Source organism: Paenibacillus sp. FSL H3-0286 (assembly GCF_045040705.1).
Classification (GTDB): Bacteria; Bacillota; Bacilli; order Paenibacillales; family Paenibacillaceae; genus Paenibacillus_AQ; species Paenibacillus_AQ odorifer.
Genome location: NZ_CP150285.1, coordinates 1984991 through 2005850 on the forward strand (window position 1 = coordinate 1984991; position 20860 = coordinate 2005850).

Here is a 20860-nt window from a genome sequence, read left to right on the forward strand (position 1 = left end):
TTACGATCCAAAAGGTTAATGAGAACGACATACTGGCACCTCCAATAGCGAATGTATTCGTTATCAAGATTATAACCTGCAATTTAATAAAAATAAACGCAAATGTGATATGTTACATAGACAATTTACTATATTATTTAAAAAACAGAAAATTCGTTGGCACAGCTCTTAGATTTCCATCGGATGGTTTATTGATAACTCTTCCGTTAAAGATCAATGAGGAAGAGCCACCACCATCTAAATTATAAGCATCTACGAGACCCATATTCGATAATTTGTTCTGAATCTCCTCCAGCTGTGCACCAGAGCTGCCATACTCATTATATCCATCCGCTACAAAAAGCAGGATCTGATCATCTTTATATTTGCCGATCACGGTACGTGGTGCCCGATTAGGGGATGTTTTCCACTTTTCGGGTATGGGTGTTTTGATGTTGTTTTTAAGGAGGACAGGCACAAAGGTGGCGCCGAATACCGGATCTAGCTGATCTAATTGTGCGCGACTGTAGAATTTCCCGCCGATTAATTGCCCGGATTTATTCAGCCCAACAAAACTTAGGTCCTTGTACGTCGGCTCAAAACCGTATAAATACTTTCCATCCACTACAGTTGTGCTTAAGGGATAACGTTTTCCGGATTGATCTGCAAAGCCGCCCGCATTAATACCAGCAATTGCACCATTACGCTGTACGGCATGCATAGTAGTTTCCGCACCGGAGGCTGTCTCCGCCAAGCTCATCTTCATAGCGGTCGGGTCCTTCAATTTGATTTTCAACGCATAAGCTTTGTAGTTTCCTGGATTCAATCGATATAACTCAACTCTTATACGGTCGCTAGTAACGATCTCTGAAGGTATACCAAGCTTGGCTGAAATCCTGCGGTTATAGATCAGTTCAGGCCGGGTCGCCTGAGTCTGTGCTGTTTCGACCAGCTTATTCATCGTAGTGGTAGTCTCTTTATATAGCTTGGCACTAGCGCTGACAGCATCAATGGTGTAAGCTGCGGAGGCCTCTGCCAGCGTCAGCTCTTTTTTTAAGGAAGCTGTTTCATTCACTGGCCCAGCGCTTGGTGTGAATTGTCCTACATCAAGGTCTAGCTGTAGCGGTGGTCGATACCACGACATACAAATAACCAAGCCTATGAACGGTGCAGTTAGAAGCATGAAGAAGCGGTTTACTCTTTTGACTGGCGTCATCATTTGATCAGATCCATTTCTTTCTTCAAAGCTTCTAACTGTTTGCTTACCTCACTCAATTGCGTATATAGCTTGTTGCTGTTATCTGTCTTGGCACTAGCATTATCTTTAGTGAAGGTTAATAGTTCGTTAAAGCTTTGCACTGTATTCTGCAATTCCTTCACTTCTTCAGAGAGAACGGCAATTTTTGCTTCATAGTCGGTCTTCAAAACGGTAAGCTGCTGCTGGCTCTGAGTACTAAGTTCGGTAAGCACCTGTTGCTTCAGATGGTTCGTGTAGCTGTATACAGCATATACGCCGAGTCCGATCATCATAATCCAGAACAGTAAAAACCATTTTACGGAAGGGCCGTTTCTCGCAGTAGTAGAGCGCGAGCGTACCGGGGACGTTTCCGCTAGCGGTTGCATTTTATCACCTCGGGTTGGTCTTTTTTTCAAGTCCCCATTCTATCAGACTTTGACAAGATTCGCAAAAATGTAAGAGAGTATGAAAACTAGAAAAAGTAATTGCATCCTATTAAACTACTGCGATACAATTTCTATAGATTGGAATTCTGATAGACGTACACAAGGTAACCAGCTAGAGATTATACAGACAAGTCATCATACAGCCTTGCTTGCGTTTTAACCGGAAACGCTGCGGCGCTTTCCTTTCTAGATGATTATATATAGAGCAGGGGGTCAGGGCATTAATGATGAAGGTTTGGCAGGTGGTCATTGTGGGGTGTCATCCTACAAGTATGCTGGGGACAAAATTGATTTTGGAAGAGGAAGAGGGGCTTAAGGTTCTGGGAATGTATTCCACTTGGGACGAAGGCGCTACCATCGTAAGGGAAAAAAATCCCGAGCTAGTGCTAGTAGATTATCATATGCCTGAGGGGAATATTGAGAGTGTGCTGTTAAATATGAAAAAAAGCTCACCAAACTCACATTTTGTCGTGATGACAGACGAAGACGGGCGAGAACTGCTTCAGCCCCTCGTAGAACTAGGAGCCAGCGGGATATTCTCGAAGGGAGCTTCTCCCCGTCAGCTTTTACAGCTGATCCTGGGTTTACGGGAGGGTTTTCTTTCAATGCCGTTGGAATGGATTGAAAAAGGAGCTTGGCCGATTTCGACATTTAAAGGATTAGATGATGTTTTGCAACTGACGGAGACTGAGATGTTTATCATGGAGCGAATCGTTCAAGGGATTACCTACGATAAAATTGCGCTTGAAATTGCGGTAAGCCGTCGGTCCATTGATAATTATTTGCGCAAAATCTATGTAAAGCTCGATGTTTCGACCCGGGCACAAGCGATTGAAAAATTCGCGCTCTTCTCAAGACAAAACAGGCAAATCTACGCCTAACCCACGCTTTACGACATAATGACGTATGGGGTGGAATATTCTTGGAGTAGAAGTAAGAATATCATGTTGAATGGGTAACCATCCCATCCTTGGATGAGGATGACGAAGCCGTTTCTACTTGGTAACAGGGAAGGGGGATTTCGCATGATTTACGAATTTTCTGCTCGCGCACACACATTGTTGTCGTCATCGCTTCTTAGTATCCGCACCCAAACACGGAGAAGCTCCATGATATCGCTAGCTGAAGAATTACCAGCGGAAGAACTATTCCCATTGTCACTGCTTGCTGAAGCAGCATCTACGGTGATTTCAGCAGATGCGGGAGCACTGCAATATGGTGATCCTGCAGGGTACGGACCGCTTCGGGAGTGGCTTGCAGGGGATTGGCTTAAAGAAAAAGGGGTAAATGTTGTTGAAGGTGGAGTTCTGCTAACAACGGGTAGCCAGCAAGCCATTGATTTGTTGTCGCGGGTGTATATTGATCCAGGAGATCGTGTATTAGTAGAAAATCCGACCTCTCCAGGATTTTTGCAGACTCTTCGGATGCAGGGGGCCGTTATTATTCCTGTACAGGGTGATTTGGACGGGCTTGATCCGGAGCATTTGCGGAGCCAGATCGAGCTGCATAAGCCGAAAATGCTGTTCGCAACCCCTAGCTTTACCAATCCAAGCGGCATTTTATGGAGTTTGGAGAGACGCCGCGCAGTATTGGATTTATGTATCGCATATAACATCTTGATTGTGGAAGATGATTCTTATGGGGATTTGCACTTCCAGAAGCAGGGTGAACACAAGGCTAAAAGATATCCGTCTTTGTATGCACTGGAAAATATCAGCGATGGCGGACACGTGCTTTATATCGGTTCGTTCAGCAAGACCGTTGCGCCCGCGCTGCGGACGGGCTGGGCGGCAGGCAGCCGAGTCTTGATCAGAATGATGTCTGCGGCTAAGCAGATGGCCGATTGGCAGTCGAGCGCATTAAATCAGCGGCTGCTGCATCATTTATTGGATGTGTCTGCGTTTGATCTGCGTGAGCATATCGCGCAGCTGAATCGAGAGTATAACACCCGTCTGAAGCTTATGGTGGAACTGCTCAAGCGGCCTGCTTGGAAGGGCAGCTCCTATGACCTTCCATCAGGAGGCATGTTCCTGTGGGTCGCACCACCAGAGGGAATGGATGTTATGGCGTTGCTCAAATGTGCGCTGGGTAAGGGAGTGGCTTTTTTGCCAGGTCCGTTATGTAGTGTAGATGGAGTCAGCAATCACCTTCGTCTTAACTTTAGCCATCCCGGCAGGGATGAGCTGCTGCTTGGCATGAATCTGATGAGCGAAGCGGTTAAGGAGTTCACAGCACGGAGTTAGGTAGTGGAATGAAAGTTGTGAATGAAAGATTGAAATGAATGACATGATGAAAACACAAGACACTTTTAGAGCTAAAACAAGGACAGAATTACAAGTCGGGCAAGATGAAGTTCGTGATGTGAGATTAATTAGGGAAATCCTCCCTAAAACTGGTCGATTTGAACTCTAAAATGGACTGTTTAGGGAATTTCTCCCTAAAAAATCAAGGGATTCCCCGTTTTAGGGGTAAATCTGGCGAAAATCAGGGAGGAATTCCCTAAAATGCAGTTTTTAGCGTGTGAATCGAAGAATATTGGGGAGGATTTCCCTAATAACTTAGTGTGCCCTTTTCGGAATGGTGTTTTTAAAGCTTATTTTGCTTTGAATGATTTAGTAAATAGCGCTCGTGTTCGAAGATTGTAAATAAGTTAGTTAAGTACAGTCAAGTAGAACTGGATGAGGTACGCATGAGACATGAACGTGGTAAGAGTGAGATATGAACGTGGTACGAATGAGTTACTAATGTGATGATAATGATTTACGAACGTGGGAAGAGCGAGTTAAACACGCGGTAAGAATGCAATTCGAATAGGAACGTATGAGATACTCATGAGATATGAGTGAAATAAGACATGACACGTATGAGATACTAGTGTATTAAAAATGTAATCTAAATGTGATATGAGTGTAGTAAGAGCGTGGTACGCACCAGATACTAATATGTTAAGTGTAAGTTAAGAACATGGAATGCACAGTGATAGGAAATTTAAATAAGATAAGACATACGAAAAAGCATCCCGTAGTTGGGATGCTTTTTGGCATTATTTACACATGTTATGTGTGCATCAGAATAATAAGTTTAAAGTCTGAGTAAATGATTAGAACCGAGCTAAAAGAATAAGACCCGACTAAAAAGAAATAGTCGATAGAAGTACTGTCCAGGCTAGGTTGGCTAATTAATGGGATGATTGCTGTTATTGGGTACGCCGCTTGTTATCGCGGCATATTCCACCAGCGCCGCATGACCGGCTGGGGTTAGGGTGTAACGCCCACGGCTTACCCGGTGAAACCAGCCGTAGTAGTTATTCTGAAGCATAGCGGCGGCGGTGGGTACGCCGCTACGCTTCCGCAGCTCGGCCGGAGTGATGCCGGCCGAGCTGGGAGCGCTTCCTGCGGCCAATACGGCCGCTGGAAGCGTGCTTGAGGCAGCGCTAGGGGCACCGCTTCGCGTGCCTGCCGCCGCTGCCTCCCGTGCTGCCGCGTCCCCGGCAGCACGGCTCTCCGGCGCTGAGCTCAGCGCCGGAACCTGTTCAGCGGTGCCCGCCGCTGAACGTTTGGCAGCTGCGAGCGAAGCCTTCGCAGCTGCCTTCTCTGCGGCGGCGGCGGCGTCCGCCTCCGCTGCTTGCAGAGAAAGCGCGACACGCAGCGCTTTCTCGCGGTAGGCCGTCACGAGCTTGACGCGCGTGCTGCCGCCGGTGTTGTAGTCTCCGCTGCGCTCGCGGAACTCATAGAGCAGGCGTTCGCGCCGCCGCTTATTGCTGCGCTGCGCAGGCGGCTTCTCGTCTGGCTCTACGAGCACCTCGACCAGCGGTGCTTTGGTCTTATAAAAGATAACAGTGATCAGCCCAAGACCGAGCCGGCGGCATAATCCGCTAAGCTCGCCCCAGCGCTGGTTCACCGCTCCTTTTTTATCACGGACACGTTCCACTGCGAGATAGACGGTAGGACTGAGCTTCAACCGTTCTACCCCTTGCAGCAGCAAGGCGAGATTGAATGATTTTTTCATCTCCACAATCAGAGGATGCTCAATGTCCTCCCGAATCCCCACCAAATCGCAGGTCCGAACCTCACCTTTGATGCTGTAACCCTGCTTTTCAAAAAAAATCTTCAAAGGAGCATACAGCTCCGTTTCATGTCGTACCGCCATCTTGTCACTCCCGTAGGCCTTTATTTTCGGGTTTCCCAATAAGGTTTTAAAGCCATTTTCTGATTCTCTATTATAGCACAGTAAAAAAGAGGTCAACTATTCCGCGCTTGCCGCATAGGTATGTAATACACTTTTTAACGCTATAGGAGAGCAAGTAGAAGAGCAAGTAGAAGAGCAAGTAGGAGCGCAAGAGGAGGCAGCGAGCAATGGACATTTTTGAGCGTATAGCTTCGTATCGGGCTGAGAACGACCGGTTGGCGTGGAGCGGCACCTTCAAGCAGTATATAGAACTGTTGAGAAAAGACCCCTCTCCCGCAAAAACCGCTCACTCCCGCGTTTATGACATGATTAAGTCGCACGGCGTAGAGGACATAAACGGACGCAAACGGTATAAGTTTTTTGAACAGGAGATTTTTGGACTTGATCGTGCAGTCGAAAAGTTGGTCGAGGAATATTTTCACTCTGCAGCACGTCGGCTTGATGTTCGCAAACGGATTTTGTTATTGATGGGACCTGTCAGTGGGGGGAAATCGACCCTGGTCACGCTGCTTAAACGTGGTTTGGAACAGTACTCGCGGACAGATGCGGGTGCGGTATACGCAATAGAAGGCTGCCCGATGCATGAGGACCCGCTGCATTTGATCCCGCTGGAGCTCCGTCCGGAGATTGAGAAGGAACTTGGTGTACGTATTGAGGGCAACTTGTGCCCATCCTGCCAGATGCGTCTAAGAAATGATTATGCTGGTGACATTGAGCAGGTTAAAGTGACGCGTGTTATTTTGTCAGAAGAAGAGCGGGTAGGGATTGGTACTTTTAGTCCATCTGATCCGAAGTCTCAGGATATCGCCGATTTGACAGGAAGTATTGATTTTTCGACCATTACTGAATTTGGTTCGGAATCTGATCCGCGTGCCTACCGTTTTGATGGTGAGTTGAACAAAGCTAACCGTGGGCTGATGGAATTTCAGGAAATGCTCAAATGCGACGAAAAGTTTTTATGGAACCTGCTGTCACTGACGCAAGAAGGCAATTTCAAGGCTGGCCGCTTCGCGTTGATAAGTGCGGACGAAATGATAATTGCTCATACAAATGAAACCGAGTATAAGTCGTTTATTTCTAATAAAAAGAATGAAGCGCTCCAATCCCGTATGATTGTTATGCCTGTTCCGTATAACCTCAGAGTTTCGGAAGAGGAAAAAATCTACGCGAAGCTGATCGCCCAGAGTGATATGAGTCATGTGCATATTGCACCACATGCGCTGCGTGCCGCCGCTATTTTTTCTATCCTAACCCGTCTTAAAGAAAGCAAAAAACAAGGTATGGATCTGATCAAAAAGCTGCGGATGTACGATGGCGAAGAGGTCGAAGGCTATAAAGAGGCCGATCTTAAAGAGATGCAAACGGAGTATTTAGATGAGGGCATGTCCGGAATTGATCCGCGTTATGTTATCAACCGCATTTCCAGCGCTCTGATCAAAGGAGATCTGCAGTGCATGAACGCACTGGATGTCCTGCGGGCGATAAAGGATGGCCTGGATCAGCATCCGTCGATTACAAAAGAGGAGCGGGAGCGTTATTTGAACTTCATCTCCATTGCCCGCAAGGAATATGATATTTTAGCGAAAAGTGAAGTACAAAAGGCATTTGTCTACTCCTTTGAGGAATCTGCGAAGACACTTTTCGAGAATTATCTAGATAATATCGAAGCTTTCTGCAACTGGTCGAAAATTCGTGATCCGCTGACGGATGAGGAAATGGAGCCGGATGAACGGTTAATGCGTTCGATTGAAGAGCAAATTGGAATCTCTGAGAATGCAAAAAAAGCGTTCCGTGAAGAGATCCTGATCCGGATTTCCGCGTATTCACGCAAAGGGAAGAAATTCGAGTACAACAACCACGACCGCCTGCGGGAAGCGATTGAGAAAAAGCTGTTCACAGATCTCAAAGATATTGTCAAAATCACCACCTCGTCCAAAACACCTGATGAAAGTCAGCTCAAACGAATTAACGAGGTATGCGCCAGACTTATTGATGGACATCACTACTGCCCAATTTGCGCCAACGAGCTGCTGAAATACGTGGGAAGTCTGCTTAACCGTTAAAAAAGAGTTCATTTATGCGGGGTGTTCCAAAAGCCATGAAAATGGCTGTGGAGCACTCTTTTTTTGCCCTTCCATGTTGTATCTTCCTCCTTTTACCCTCCTAATGTTAATCTAAACGCCGCAACCCGTCTGACTAATTTGGCTGTTGTGCGTAAGAAGTTGCTAAAGGACACAGGTGACTCTAAACGTAGATTTTGAGCATATTTCGCAGGCTATCGGACCCCATGGTCGCTATTAGCAGGAAAAACCCTAAATATGAGCCGTTTTTGACTAATAGCTGCACTGGAGTCCGAAACTCCGCTCAAAAGGCGATATTTTTGCAATTAACGTCATCTGGGTCCTTTAGTCAGTCGTTGGGAGCAACAGAACTGAAGAGTAAGTAGTTACGTGGATCCAGCGTTGTCTACTTCGAGGCTTACCCAAAATGATGGTGACTAAGAATACGCAGAGTTGTGATCTTTTTGTAAATGGAGGATCACTGCTCTGTTTTTCTATACAGGCAATAATGCAGCTCAGCAAAACAGGAACAGTCCATTTCCAGCGCAGTTGATATAATGAAATCACCGTACGGGGAAAGGCTGGTGCTGCACTTGAATTACAGTAAAGATATAGAAAAATGTGTTGAATATATAGAAGCTCATATTAAAGAAAATATAACGGTTGAAGAAATAGCGACGGAGGTCGGATATTCGGTGTATCATTTTTGCCGAGTGTTTAGCTTGTGCAAAGAAATGTCTGTGATGGAGTATGTGCGGAGCCGAAAATTATCCTTAGCCTCAATTGAATTATTTGCTGGAAAAAAGATCATTGATATTGCGCTGGACTATGGTTTTGAAACACAAAGTGGCTTTACTAAAGCTTTTCGCAAAACCTTTGGTTATAGTCCGACACAATATGCGGCACGGATGGATGGGTTTAGTAAAGGAAATTCAATATTTGATATCGGAGGTTATATTATGAATCCTGTTTTTGTTCGTAAGCCTGCTTTTAAGGTGGCTGGTTATGGTATCCAAACTAATGTTGCGGGTAGTATGTACACTAAGGATATTGCTTCTTTTTGGAGCCATTATGAGGGTGAAAACCTGGAGTCCAAAATGTATAAAATACTAAACCCGCCTAAACACGGAGAAGTTGGTTTATGTATTCCGTCTTCAGATAACGGCAATGCCACCTATCTTTTGGGTGTTATTGTTGAGGACTACTCCAAGGTAGAAGCTGATATGTTGACGATGGATGTGCCAGAAGCCGAATATGCCGTGTTTACAACACCTCCAGTGGATACTTCAACGGATACAGAGCAAATAGAGTTTGCCCAAGTCATAAAAAGCAGCTGGAAGTACATCTTCGAAGAATGGTTTAAGGACAGTGGTTACGTTTATGACGAGACTAAGCTGGATTTTGAGTTTTACGATGAACGCTGCCATTCGCGGCCAGATACAGTGATGGAGATTTACGTTCCTGTGAAAAAGTTGACTGAATAGTCGATAAGGGCAAAGACCGCGGGGTGATAATTGTAATTTCAGAAATGTTTAGACTTTAGGTCGCTGACAAAGGCGAACGCTACGGACCTACATTTTCAAACTTCCTTACGTTACGTTCACCTGAGCATTTGCCATGTGCAGTTATTAAGTTGATATGAGGGTGTCGATGGAGGTCCGCAACGGTTAAGTTGCGGACTTTTTTTTAATGCTTAAAAGGACTATCCCTAGGTGGATTTTTTAGACATGAAATCTGCTTACTCTCGACAAAAAGAGACACCCATGTAAAAAACAATATGATATGATCTCTATGAATTATCTAGCACTATTGTACTAGAAGTTAAGGGATTAGAAGTGGTTTGTAGTTCATTTCGTAGATAAGTAGGAGGAGAAACGTGGTTATTAAAAAGATTTTATCTAAAAAGGCTATTGTATTCATGCTTATTGTTTGTTTAACTTCATTACCTTTAGGTACTGTTTTCGCAAGTAAGGTTTCAGATATTCAAGGGAGTTGGGCGGAAGCGCAAATTTCTAAATGGATGGAGAAGGGGCTAATATCAGGTTATCCAGATGGGGGCTTTAAACCTGACCATTCGATTACTAGGGCTGAATTGGTTGCATTAATCAATAAGTCATTTGGATTTGTTGAGTTGGAGGAGCGTTCTTTTAAAGATGTAAAAGCTTCAGACTGGTATTATTCTAGTCTTTTAGCGGCAAATGCTGCTGGTTACATACAAGGTTATTCAGATGGATCCTTTGGACCTAATAAAAAGGTAACACGTCAAGAGTTTGCAGTGATTGTTAGTAAATTACTTGCACTGCCTTCTTCCGATTCTGCTAATAAATTTAGCGACACATCAACAAGTCCTTTATGGAGTAAAGTAGCTATCGGCTCTGTATACGATAAGGGTATTATGTCGGGGTATTCAGATAACACCTTTCATCCCGAATCGTTTACTACTCGTGCTGAGGCTGTTGTAATTTTGGACGGATCGTTAACAATCAAGGGTGAATCCTCATTTGGAACCCTCTCTTACGATATAGCGGGTACTTATGGTCCTGCAACAGGGGAAGAGAAAGTAAGCCAAAACGTAATCATTAACTCTTCTGATGTAACTCTACAAAACATGACGATCTTAGGGAACTTATTACTAGCAGAAGGAATTGCTGAGGGAGAAGTGTTTTTAAAAAATGTTACTGTTAACGGTGTTACTACGGTTAGCGGTGGGGGAGCGCATAGTGTTCATTTTGAGAATGCTAGACTAACCTCGGTGATCATTGATAAGAAGACAGGGATTATTAGAATTGTTGTTGAAGGCTCTACAGTTATTAGTGATATTCAAGTTCAATCCCCTGCAACAATTCAATCTTCTAGTGGGGCTACTATTCATACAGTTACTCTATCCAAAGCGCTTCCTAAAGACTCGCAGATGAGTTTGCTTGGAAGCTTTAAGAATGTAATTGTTTTGGCGCAAAATATCAATATTGGATTGCCACAAGGCAGCGTTCAAAATTTTAGTTTTAATAAAGATGCAAGTGGAAATAAGCTAAACAATGGGGCTAGTATCCTTTCTTTGATTATGAACGCTAGCACGAATGTGGTAGGGAATGGGACTATTGATCAAGCGGTTATAAATGCATCTGGAATTACTATGGAACATGCTCCACGCAATTTAGAAGCTGGAAAAGATGTCCCATCAAATGTGAATGTGAATATTGGTGGAGTAAATAGACCGGCAGCAACACCTACACAGGCACCAGCAGTAACAACACCAATTTCACCAGTGTCCCCGGGAACATCAGATGGAACAGTAACGCCAACAGCGACACCAGCGGCAACGCCAACAGCAACGCCAACAGCGACACCAGCGGCAACGCCAACAGCAACGCCAACAGCGGCACCAACAGAAACACCGACAGTCACGCCATCAGCAACACCAGACGTGACTCCACTGCCAACGTTGTCTCCAATTCCGACAATGGTACCGACTTTTACTCCGGAACCGACACCGCCAGGGCCAACACCGCAACCAGAACAGTATAATGTAAATGGAACTATTATACGTGCAGATGGGAAGGAAATATTTAAAGAGGGTATTCTTTATATAAGTAAAGTTCAAGATAATATGACTATTGGTTATGAAACTAAATTGGTTGACGGGAAATTCAGTATTAATTTGTACGATGGGGATTACCAGATCACAAAAGTATCTGATTTGAATTCTTCAGATTTTATTTCGCTTTTCTATACCTTTAAGGTATCTAATGAGAAACCTATTCCTAGCTCGCTTGATATTGTAATTCCAGAGAGGCATGAAGGAACTATAAAATATCAAGATGGTACCTCAATAAGTAATGGTTCGTTATTAATTTTAAGAATAGAACCTAATTTATCTGTCGGGTTCAGTGCGCCGATCAAAGATGGTAAATTCACTTTGTATTTACCTGATGGAGACTATCTAATAAAAAACCAGAATAATTATGCTACTGAAGAGCAAATTTCACTATATTACACATTCAAAATTGTTAATGGGCTGACTGAGCCAAGTCAAATTGATATAGTCATTCCTTCAAAAATCAAGGGGACTATAGTTAATTCGGAAGGGGTAGCAGTTCCTTCTGGAACACTTATGGTGCATAGAACAGATACTCCAGAATTAAATATTTATTATGCTCAAATTTACGGGGGGAATTATAGCTTATTTTTACCTGACGGTTCTTATCAAGCCGATGGTTTCTATCCTGTTAATATGTCAAGTCGGATTTCAATTGACTATAGATTTATAGTGAATAATGGAAAGACCACACCAAATCCATTAGCCATTACAATACCGAAAGGATACAACGGAACGATAAAAAATGCAGATGGAAGAATCTTTAGATATGGATCGATAACTGTTTATAAAAATAATGAAGATGGTTCTCAGTCTTTTTACACAGCCCCTATATTCTCAGGGGAGTTTAAGTTGTTTTTGCCAGAGGGTACTTATCAAGTGAATAGTTTATTTAACGGTGAAGATCAAATCCCATTTAACTATACCTTCACCATTGCTAAGGGTCAGTCTGACCCGAATCTATTAAATATTCTAGTGCCATAATGAACTTCGGCTTTATTTACCGGAAGACTCTTAATAAAATATATCAATTGTTCAAACAATGCTCAGTCCTATCATCTTAATCTTATCGGGTATATGATTGAATTTGCACCCCAAAACATTGGAACTTCCATATGGAAACCAATGATAATTTTGGGGTGTTTTTTTATCTAATCAGTTTATGTTTGACGAGTATGTTCTTCCGTAGTGTAATAGAGTCAATTAGAAAGGTAATTTGAAAATAACGGGGAGTGGGGCAGATGATTAGAGAAGCGAGAGCTGATGACTGGAAAGACATAGCGGAATTATTAGAACAGTTGGGATATCCGGATACAGAAGTGTTCATGCAAGAAAAAATAGAAAAGCTAATCCTACATCCGGACGAGGAATTATTGGTTTTTGAGGAAGATGATAAAGTGGTAGCTTGTATTTCCATGCATTACATACCCCAATTAGGTCTGGTAGGAGAGACTGCAATTATAAGTTATCTTGTGGTGAGTAATTCCATTAGGAGCAAAGGAATTGGACGAAAGCTTGAGGAGTATTGCGCTGATTTAGCTAGAAAAAGAAACTGTGATAAAATTCAGGTTCATTGTCATTCTAGAAGAACTGATGCGCATAGATTTTATGCCCGGCAAGGATTTGTTGAGGCTCCAAAATATTTCTCGAAGTCGTTAAAAGAATCTGAATCCTCATTTTAGTCATAGCAAAAAGCGGCAGACCAGGGTGTTAATACCCGTTTAGGTCTGCCGCTTTTTTTAGTTTAAATAAACTTCCGCTGCACCTTTTTGCCATCGTATGAAAAACGCGCCTTTTTGTCTTCCACAACCGTCTGTAGATGAACAGTCCGCCCCCATAAAGAGTAGATGTGAGGGAGTGTGCGCTCCAGATACTTCAGATCCAGCTCGATGCTTTCATAGCGATGAGTTATAAATAATTCACCATTCTTCTCGAAGTCTGCGTCCTCAATTACCAAGTAAGGAGACCCGCCATTGACCCGGGCGAGCACCAGTTGATCTCGTACATTTTCCCATGCTTTATCGGTGATTTTCCATTCGGGGCCTTTTTTCTCAAAAACATAAAGATCGAGGTCGTTCACCAATTCCTTCGACAGATAGCTGCGGATAAAGGAGGTATCGGATTCCAACTCACGTACTTCAAAGATTTTCTCACGGTCCCAGCGGCGTTCGATGTCTTCAAAGATTTTCAGCCCCAGATAGTAAGGATTCAGGCTTTGCCGTGAGGGCTGCACGACGGATGAATTTAGTTTTGCGTATTCCACTGTTTCCTCTTCGGTCAGATCTAGTTCGCGAACGATGCGCTGATGCCAGTAGGAAGCCCAGCCTTCGTTCATGATCTTCGTCTCCATCTGCGGCCAGAAGTAGAGCATTTCGTCATGGAGCATCGTCATAATGTCACGCTGCCAATCCTCCAAAACAGTGGAATATTGCTGGATAAACCAGACCATATCTTTTTCTGGCTCCGGGGGGAAAGCACGGTTTCCAGAGGGTGCTTCCTGTGGCCCGGTATTGCTTTTATCTAAATTCCATAATTCGTCATAAGGATTGGATGATTTCGAGCCGCCTGGAGGGGCGTCTTTGAGCTCCTTCATCTTAGCTTCCAGTAGGTGAGTTTTGCCCAGCTTGCGTGGCTGGATCAGACTGGGGTCTATATGCTCCTGGATAGCCAGCACTGAATCGATGAAGCTCTCCACAGCATCAGTTCCGTAAGTTACAGAATAACCGGCAATCCGATCTGCTGTAGCTGACATGCTCTCGACCATATCTCGGTTGGACATGGAGAAACGCATATTATTTTTGAAAAAATCACAGTGCGCTAGCACATGGGCAACGATCAGCTTATTCTGAATCAGTGAATTTCCATCCAGCAGGAAGGCATAACAAGGGTTGGAGTTAATAACGAGCTCGTATATTTTGCTCAGTCCGAAATCGTATTGGGATTTCATTTTATGAAAGGTTTTTCCAAAACTCCAGTGTCCAAATCGTGTAGGCATTCCATAAGCGCCGAATGTATAAATAATATCTGCGGGGCATATTTCATAACGCATGGGATAAAAATCTAAACCGAAGCCAGTGGCTATTTCCGTAATCTCGGCAATGGCCCGCTCTAGCGCATTAATTTCTTCGCTTGGCATGAATCTTTCTCTCCCTCCAGCTTGGGCTTATGCTGCAACCTATTCTGACAAGGCTGCAAAGGTTCCGCGACAACGTCCGGGACTGTTCCATTTAAGTATATGGGAGAGAAGATGAGTGTATGACGTTCTGAATTTCTGAGTGAAGATAATGTGATTTTGTATACATTATTGGAAGGAAGCACTAGCTTTTTTTGTATGCGAATTCTATCAACGGTATCCTTCTCGGTGAATTCGGACTCAGCTGACGTTATTTGCAAATTTCCAGCCTTTTGAGCAGGGTTGCGGACCCCACAGACGCTATCCCGCAGAAAGAGGCTCATATGTGGTGTCTTTCTTGCCAATAGCGGCAATGGGGTCCGTTAGCATACCAAAAGTGGAATAATACTGCGATTAGTGTCATCTGTGTCCGATAGGTGCCCAATAGGTACCCGATAGAAGCTCCATATGTGTTCGAAAAGTATTCCATAGGTACCCATAGTACTCCACAAGTATCCGATTAGTACTCCACAAGTGTCCAATTAGTGCTTCACAAATTCCCGATAGCTCACCACACAAGCATAAGCAGTCGAGAGAACGTAACCTTCCCCAGAGTACCCAAACCCTCAGTACACAAACCTCCGTTGCGCCCAATAGCTGAAAAGGAAGATTGAAGCCTCGGTCAGTAGCTTGGCGGCGACAAGCGGAATAATCAGCTTTTCATTATAGAAATAGAGTAGCCCATAGTTGAACAACAATACGAGGATCACCAGCGCAAAATATTTGGGAAGCGATGCCTGAATCTTGGAGCGTTTGCCGCCCGTGAAGACATATTTTCGGTTCATAGAATAGTTGAAGACAGAGCTGCACAATCTCGCGGCCGCGACGGACAGGAATAGGTTATGGCTGAGCCTCTGAAACAGGAATAAGAGTGTGAAGTCGAGCAGGGCTGACAGCAGCGAAGAAGTGCTGAACATCAGTATCGGCAGATAAATCCGGAAGGAGTCCATCAGAGGCCGGAAATGGGATGATTTATTATCGTCCAGATAGACGGTATCGATGTACTCTTCCGTAATGGTGTACCCCTCTTTATGGGCAGTCAGCAGCATGTTCATTTCATATTCAAACCGTTCGCCGGGAATCTGGCATAGCCAATCAAGCATTGATAGGGGGTAGCCGCGCAGCCCAGTCTGTGTATCATAAATCTTAGTGCCTGTAGTTAAGGAAAAGACCGTCCGGGTTACAGAGTTGCCGAAGCGGCTGCGCAGAGGAATGGTTCCGGTGAACCGGCGGCTGCCGAGTACGATTCCCGGGGTAGTCTGGTTCCGCAGAGATTCAACGATCCGGTTAATATCATAAGGCAGATGTTGGCCGTCGCTATCCGCGCAGACTACATAATCCGGCAGACCGGCCTCCTGAATATACTGGAACCCTGTCTTCAGAGCACGTCCTTTTCCGAGGTTGACTTCATGGGTTAGGACAGTGCAGCCGAATGCTTCGGCCATATCGAAGATTCCACGGTAGTGCGGGCCGCTGCCGTCATCCACAAGAACAATAGGTTCAAGCTGGAAATTATGCAGCTGTAAAATCAAATCGAGCAGTCGTTCATCGGGCTCATAGGCTGGGATCAGTATAGTCATGATGTTGCATCCTCCTTGATATAAAGAATGTCGCTGACGCCCCGCTCCTTGTTTTTGCCCTGCGGATTATTTACGACCCGTCCCATGAAGTACATAGTGGATGAACCACCGCCGTCCAGATTGTAGGCTTCTGTGGCGCCAAGGACGGACATTACATCAGCTAGCTCAGTAAGGGTCATCCCACGGCTGTACCCTTCATTGCGCCCGTCAACTACGACAAACACATAATGGTTTGGTGCGATCATACCAACTGCGGTGCGGGGATTCGCGTTCTGGATGGAATGGTTGCCGAAGTTGGTATCGATTTTGACATTGCTGAAATCACTGGCAATCTCCCCGTCCTGAATCAGAATCGGACCAAAGGAAAGGGTATCGGTGGCCCCTTGCGCCAGCAGTTCAGAGGAAGAAATCTCTTCCTCGTTATAGGTTTGCATTGTCCCATCATCGAACAGCGCCATTGCATCCCGCACAGGATCATCACGATACACCGTGCCGTTACGGATTATCACTCCGTCATTGCGGAAGCCATAGTAATCACCATTGATGGCAAAAATCGCATGGTTCGCGGAAGCAATGTCCGAGGTATCCTCAGTGATGTTTGTTCCAAAGCTGTTGTCGGCAAAAGCAGTGCGCAGACTGCTCGCTTCCTTGAGGACGATATCAGCGACAAAATAAGTGATCTGGTCTGAACCGGAACCGGACTGCACTTGGTCGATCTGGATCTGAATATCATCGCTGGAGTAATTCCAGTCGTCAGAGGTTGCGTTAACTTCGGCAGTTGTAACGGCTGTAGCTCCTGAGCTGCTTGTTGTAGCTGCATCATCCGCAACCACGACTTCGACATGTTCGATTAAGTAACGATCTGCCAGACTATATATCACTGTGCCGAGAAGCAGGAGGACAATGATCATCACGATAAGCAGCTTTCGTTTGAAGCTCCAGGCTTGCTTACTTCTCTTGTTCAACATTGAAGCATCACCTCATTTTGTAAGTTGTTAAGGCCATAATACCTGGGCTACCTTTAATGAAACTGAAATAAAAGCTGAAATAAAAACCGAAATAGTAAGAGCTCCGGGAAATTGGTATAATTTAACGAAGAGGTTTTCGACTACGGGGAGGTTTGGACATGCCACAGCGTGTGCTGCTGATTGAGGACGACGAAGCAATCAGTGAAATGGTCAGGTCTTATTTGGTAAAAGAAGGTTATGAGATTGAAGCTGTATTTGACGGTGAAGTAGCGGAGAGAACATTTCGGACCGGTGGTCCATTTGATCTTGTACTGTTAGACCTTATGCTGCCGAAGCGTAGCGGGACTGACATTCTTCAGACTATCCGTGCGGGGAGTCTGGTTCCAGTGTTGATCATGTCCGCCAAAGACAGTGATGTAGATAAAGCGCTTGGGTTAGGCTTTGGGGCGGATGATTATATTACGAAGCCCTTTTCTATGATTGAGCTAGCGGCTAGGGTGAAGGCAGCGATCCGTCGTGCAGGTTATGCATCTCCCAGTATCCAAGTGGAAGATCAAGCTCCGGTGAAGCAAATGATCTCCATTGGCCGATTGACTGTAGATTTAGATAACTTCTCTGCGTTGAAGAATGGGGAAGAAGTAAAGCTAACGTCGAAGGAATTTCATATTCTTAAGCTGTTTGTGACGCATCCGGGCCGAGTATTTACCAAAGCGCAGATTTATGCGAGCGTATGGGAGGATGATTATTTCGGGGATGAGAACGTCATTAATGTACATATGAGAAGATTGCGTGAAAAAATAGAAGACGATCCCTCCCATCCCGAATACATTAAGACGTTATGGGGCATCGGGTATAAGCTGGGAGAACAGCTATAATGATCGCGGTGCTAGGTGTTGTCATTGTGCTCTTACTCGCCGTCATTGTGTGGCAATATCAGAATTCGCGTAAAGCTTCTAATGATTTGCGATATATGCATGACAAGTTAAGCAGCATTATGGAGGAAGGCTCACATGAAAGATTGCTGCTGTTCAGCGGTAATTTGGAGCTGCAGAGCGTGCTGATTGACCTGAACCGGCTGCTGGATATCAATCATAAAGGAAGCATTGAGCGCGTTAGGCTGGAGAAATCCATGCGTAATATGCTGTCTAATATTTCTCATGATCTTAAGACTCCGCTAACGGTTGTGCTTGGTTATATTGAGACCATTCAACAGGATGAGCATTTGCCGGCCGGGGAACGGGAACGGATGATGAAGATGATTCATCAAAAAGCCAATGAAGTGATCCAGCTGATGAACAAGTTTTTTGATTTGTCCAAGCTGGAATCAGGGGATCGGGAAATTGCGCTTTCACGAGTTGAGGCAGGTGAAGTATGCAGACGCAACATCCTTTCTTTCTATGATATCCTCAGCGCTAAGGGCAGTGAGGTGGAGATTGAGATTCCGGATGAGGCTGTTTACTTCATGGGAAATGAAGAGGCTCTTGATCGAATATTGTCCAATCTGTTGTCGAACGCAATTTCTTATGGCGACGCTGGGAGCGTATTAGGATTAAAGCTCTATAGTGATGAGAACAAAGTATACATAGAGGTGTGGGACCGGGGAAAAGGCATCAGTGAAGTACACCAGGATAAAGTATTTGAGCGTCTGTATACGCTGGAAGACTCAAGAAATCGGGCTTATCAAGGCAGCGGTCTAGGTCTGACGATCACCAAAAGATTAACGGAGCAAATGAATGGAACGATTACACTGGTTAGTCAGCCGTATGTGAGAACAGTGTTTACCCTTACTTTTCGCAGATTACGCTTCTAAGGAATAGAATTGTGCGCAGCTTAAGATTTTCGTAAGAAACGAGTAATAAAAAAGAAAATTCTGCTGTGTACAATAAGAACTAAGGAAGACGAGACGAAAACAAAGGGGAGCGCGGAATTGACTACAATACTTCGGACAAGAAATTTAACGAAAACCTATCAAGGTAAAGAAGTTGTCAGCAATGTGAATATGAATATTAAGCAAGGTGAAATTTACGGGTTTCTTGGACCGAATGGTGCTGGCAAAACTACCGTGATGAAAATGGTCACGAACCTAGTTAAACCTACGAGTGGAGAAATTGAATTTTTTAATGAAAAAATGACTGAGCATTCTTACGAAATGCTGAAGCGGATGGGCTGCATCATTGAATATCCAGTGTTTTATGATAAATTGACAGCCAAAGAAAATCTGATTTTGCACGGAGAGTACATGGGCTATTATGATCCGCAAGCGATTGGTGAAGCGCTGGAGCTGGTAAAGCTCACAGGTGTCGATAAAAAGCCGGTGAAGCAATTTTCACTTGGGATGAAGCAGCGTCTGGGTATTGCCAGAGCCTTCATGACGAAACCTGAACTGCTCATTTTGGATGAGCCGATTAATGGGCTAGATCCTGTGGGAATCAAGGAGATGCGTGAAGTGTTCCGGATGCTTAGCCGTGAATATGGAATGACGCTACTTGTATCTAGTCATATTCTGGGGGAAATAGAGCAGATTGCTGATACGATCGGTGTGATCCGGCAGGGTGCTCTGGTAGAAGAAGTGGCGATGGATTCCATTCGTGGCCAAAATACTGAATATATCGAAGTGGTTACGAATGAGATTAATAAAGCAGTGTATGTGTTGGAGCATAAGCTTGGGCTTAATAATTTCAAAGTGCTGGACCATATTACAGTTAGAATATATGACGGTGGAATCTCACAACGTGATCTGAATAAGGCGTTAGTGCTAGCAGATGTGGAAATTGAGAGTATCAGCAAAAAACAACATACGCTGGAAGATCATTTTCTGCAATTGATTGGGGGTGAAGGCATTGCTTAAATTAATATCTTTGGAGATTCGGAAGAATAAGCTAAAAACGCTTCTTACAGGTGCAGCAATCGTCAATCTTGCGATTCTTGCTTTTATGATTATGGTTTTATTCGTTGATCAAAATGAGAGCGAACCGTCGTTTGCTTCTTATGCAGAGTTGTTTGAGGGCGTGTTCGTTTTTGTAAAGGCTGCTTATATTATTTTCGCTTCGGTTATTATTAGCAAGCTGGTGATTGATGAGTATAAGAACAACACCATTACTCTTCTCTTCATGTATCCTATCTCACGTAAAAAGCTGATGACTGCGAAAATATTGATAGTGTTCGCCTTCACATTTGTGGCCATTATCGTGGCAGATATTGTAGTCGGCGCTATCCTAGTAGGATTCAATTCCTTTGCAGGGCTTATTCCGGGTGAACTGACCCTTCATGTAATCACTTCAGAGCTGATTAAGTTAGGTGCAAACGCTTTTTACGCAGCGGGTATTGCTCTAATCCCATTGTACTTTGGAATGAAGAAAAAATCGGTCCCTGCCACCATCGTCTCAGCTGTGTTAGTTACCTCCCTAATTTCTGGGGGATTTGATCAAGCTCGCTTAGGTAATTTAGCGGCGGTGTCGATCTCACTTGGTTTGCTAGGAGCAGGTATTGCCTATATGGCTATTCGCAACATTGAACATAAAGATATAGCCTAATAGATTCGGAATTCACCCCCTTTTATAACCCTTTTGTAACGATGAAAAAGCATCGTGATTGGGTTATAAAGGGGGAATTTGACGTTTATCTACGACTGATTT

16 protein-coding genes are annotated in these 20860 nt (G+C 44.4%); 10 read left to right on the forward strand and 6 right to left on the reverse strand.

Annotated elements, in window-relative coordinates:
* Positions 1 to 133: 133 nt before the first annotated feature.
* Entirely contained in the window at positions 134 to 1198 is a 1065-nt protein-coding gene (locus MHB37_RS08495; protein WP_139331019.1) for a phosphodiester glycosidase family protein, read from the reverse strand.
* Positions 1195 to 1602: a hypothetical protein gene (locus tag MHB37_RS08500; RefSeq protein WP_036684435.1), complete on the reverse strand. Its 408-nt coding sequence runs from the start codon at positions 1600 to 1602 to the stop codon at positions 1195 to 1197. The genes MHB37_RS08495 and MHB37_RS08500 overlap by 4 nt, the downstream gene beginning before the upstream one ends.
* Before the next feature lie 284 nt (positions 1603 to 1886).
* Here MHB37_RS08500 and MHB37_RS08505 point away from each other — a divergent pair, with 284 nt between their 5' ends.
* Positions 1887 to 2543 (forward strand): response regulator transcription factor, encoded by a 657-nt coding sequence (locus tag MHB37_RS08505; RefSeq protein ID WP_036684433.1) that lies wholly within the window; start codon positions 1887 to 1889, stop codon positions 2541 to 2543.
* 144 nt (positions 2544 to 2687) lie between these two features.
* Positions 2688 to 3905 (forward strand): PLP-dependent aminotransferase family protein, encoded by a 1218-nt coding sequence (locus tag MHB37_RS08510; protein WP_036684431.1) that lies wholly within the window; start codon positions 2688 to 2690, stop codon positions 3903 to 3905.
* Positions 3906 to 4836: 931 nt separating this feature from the next.
* Here the strand turns inward: MHB37_RS08510 and MHB37_RS08515 are convergent.
* The gene (locus MHB37_RS08515; protein WP_405169142.1) at positions 4837 to 5811 is read right to left on the reverse strand and encodes a DUF2161 family putative PD-(D/E)XK-type phosphodiesterase; all 975 of its coding nucleotides are present in this window, start codon (positions 5809 to 5811) and stop codon (positions 4837 to 4839) included.
* A 206-nt stretch (positions 5812 to 6017) separates the two neighbouring features.
* On the opposite strand from MHB37_RS08515, the gene MHB37_RS08520 reads away from it, so the two are divergent.
* The 4 genes from MHB37_RS08520 to MHB37_RS08535 all read left to right on the forward strand — a co-directional run bounded on the left by MHB37_RS08520 (position 6018) and on the right by MHB37_RS08535 (position 13187).
* Positions 6018 to 7913, forward strand: coding sequence for a PrkA family serine protein kinase (locus tag MHB37_RS08520; RefSeq protein ID WP_036684429.1), 1896 nt, complete (start codon positions 6018 to 6020; stop codon positions 7911 to 7913).
* 554 nt (positions 7914 to 8467) lie between these two features.
* The gene (locus MHB37_RS08525; RefSeq protein ID WP_248547664.1) at positions 8468 to 9394 is read left to right on the forward strand and encodes an AraC family transcriptional regulator; all 927 of its coding nucleotides are present in this window, start codon (positions 8468 to 8470) and stop codon (positions 9392 to 9394) included.
* Between the two features lie 392 nt (positions 9395 to 9786).
* A complete protein-coding gene (locus MHB37_RS08530; RefSeq protein WP_405169143.1) occupies positions 9787 to 12489 on the forward strand; it encodes an S-layer homology domain-containing protein in 2703 nt (900 codons plus the stop codon).
* Between the two features lie 257 nt (positions 12490 to 12746).
* On the forward strand, positions 12747 to 13187 hold the full coding sequence (locus MHB37_RS08535) for a GNAT family N-acetyltransferase (protein WP_076305984.1): 441 nt from the start codon (positions 12747 to 12749) through the stop codon (positions 13185 to 13187).
* Between the two features lie 62 nt (positions 13188 to 13249).
* On the opposite strand, the gene MHB37_RS08540 is transcribed toward MHB37_RS08535, so the two are convergent.
* The 3 genes from MHB37_RS08540 to MHB37_RS08550 form a co-directional block, all read right to left on the reverse strand.
* Positions 13250 to 14641 carry a SpoVR family protein gene (locus MHB37_RS08540; RefSeq protein WP_076206321.1) on the reverse strand — a complete coding sequence of 464 codons (1392 nt, stop codon included), beginning with the start codon at positions 14639 to 14641 and terminating at the stop codon, positions 13250 to 13252.
* Positions 14642 to 15243: 602 nt separating this feature from the next.
* Positions 15244 to 16257, reverse strand: a complete 1014-nt coding sequence (locus MHB37_RS08545) for a bifunctional glycosyltransferase family 2/GtrA family protein (RefSeq protein WP_076195076.1) — start codon at positions 16255 to 16257, stop codon at positions 15244 to 15246.
* Positions 16254 to 17225 (reverse strand): phosphodiester glycosidase family protein, encoded by a 972-nt coding sequence (locus MHB37_RS08550; protein WP_405169144.1) that lies wholly within the window; start codon positions 17223 to 17225, stop codon positions 16254 to 16256. Before MHB37_RS08550 ends, MHB37_RS08545 begins: the two co-directional genes overlap by 4 nt.
* Positions 17226 to 17383: 158 nt before the next feature.
* Between MHB37_RS08550 and MHB37_RS08555 the strand changes: the two genes are divergently transcribed.
* The 4 genes from MHB37_RS08555 to MHB37_RS08570 all read left to right on the forward strand — a co-directional run bounded on the left by MHB37_RS08555 (position 17384) and on the right by MHB37_RS08570 (position 20758).
* Entirely contained in the window at positions 17384 to 18100 is a 717-nt protein-coding gene (locus MHB37_RS08555) for a response regulator transcription factor (RefSeq protein ID WP_036684414.1), read from the forward strand.
* Positions 18100 to 19035, forward strand: a complete 936-nt coding sequence (locus MHB37_RS08560) for a sensor histidine kinase KdpD (RefSeq protein WP_076195080.1) — start codon at positions 18100 to 18102, stop codon at positions 19033 to 19035. The genes MHB37_RS08555 and MHB37_RS08560 overlap by 1 nt, the downstream gene beginning before the upstream one ends.
* A gap of 117 nt (positions 19036 to 19152) precedes the next feature.
* Complete coding sequence (locus MHB37_RS08565; RefSeq protein ID WP_076126453.1) at positions 19153 to 20073, forward strand: ABC transporter ATP-binding protein; 921 nt, start codon at positions 19153 to 19155, stop codon at positions 20071 to 20073.
* Positions 20057 to 20758, forward strand: a complete 702-nt coding sequence (locus MHB37_RS08570; protein ID WP_256717259.1) for an ABC transporter permease — start codon at positions 20057 to 20059, stop codon at positions 20756 to 20758. The genes MHB37_RS08565 and MHB37_RS08570 overlap by 17 nt, the downstream gene beginning before the upstream one ends.
* Positions 20759 to 20860: the final 102 nt, after the last annotated feature.

Bases quoted from the DNA above. Each gene is read 5' to 3' on its own strand.
- MHB37_RS08510 (WP_036684431.1), top strand. From the start codon at position 2,688: ATGATTTACGAATTTTCTGCTCGCGCACACACATTGTTGTCGTCATCG.
- MHB37_RS08540 (WP_076206321.1), bottom strand. From the start codon at position 14,641: ATGCCAAGCGAAGAAATTAATGCGCTAGAGCGGGCCATTGCCGAGATT.
- MHB37_RS08525 (WP_248547664.1), top strand. From the start codon at position 8,468: ATGAAATCACCGTACGGGGAAAGGCTGGTGCTGCACTTGAATTACAGT.
- MHB37_RS08550 (WP_405169144.1), bottom strand. From the start codon at position 17,225: ATGTTGAACAAGAGAAGTAAGCAAGCCTGGAGCTTCAAACGAAAGCTG.
- MHB37_RS08495 (WP_139331019.1), bottom strand. From the start codon at position 1,198: ATGATGACGCCAGTCAAAAGAGTAAACCGCTTCTTCATGCTTCTAACT.
- MHB37_RS08545 (WP_076195076.1), bottom strand. From the start codon at position 16,257: ATGACTATACTGATCCCAGCCTATGAGCCCGATGAACGACTGCTCGAT.
- MHB37_RS08520 (WP_036684429.1), top strand. From the start codon at position 6,018: ATGGACATTTTTGAGCGTATAGCTTCGTATCGGGCTGAGAACGACCGG.
- MHB37_RS08560 (WP_076195080.1), top strand. From the start codon at position 18,100: ATGATCGCGGTGCTAGGTGTTGTCATTGTGCTCTTACTCGCCGTCATT.
- MHB37_RS08535 (WP_076305984.1), top strand. From the start codon at position 12,747: ATGATTAGAGAAGCGAGAGCTGATGACTGGAAAGACATAGCGGAATTA.
- MHB37_RS08555 (WP_036684414.1), top strand. From the start codon at position 17,384: ATGCCACAGCGTGTGCTGCTGATTGAGGACGACGAAGCAATCAGTGAA.
- MHB37_RS08500 (WP_036684435.1), bottom strand. From the start codon at position 1,602: ATGCAACCGCTAGCGGAAACGTCCCCGGTACGCTCGCGCTCTACTACT.
- MHB37_RS08515 (WP_405169142.1), bottom strand. From the start codon at position 5,811: ATGGCGGTACGACATGAAACGGAGCTGTATGCTCCTTTGAAGATTTTT.
- MHB37_RS08505 (WP_036684433.1), top strand. From the start codon at position 1,887: ATGATGAAGGTTTGGCAGGTGGTCATTGTGGGGTGTCATCCTACAAGT.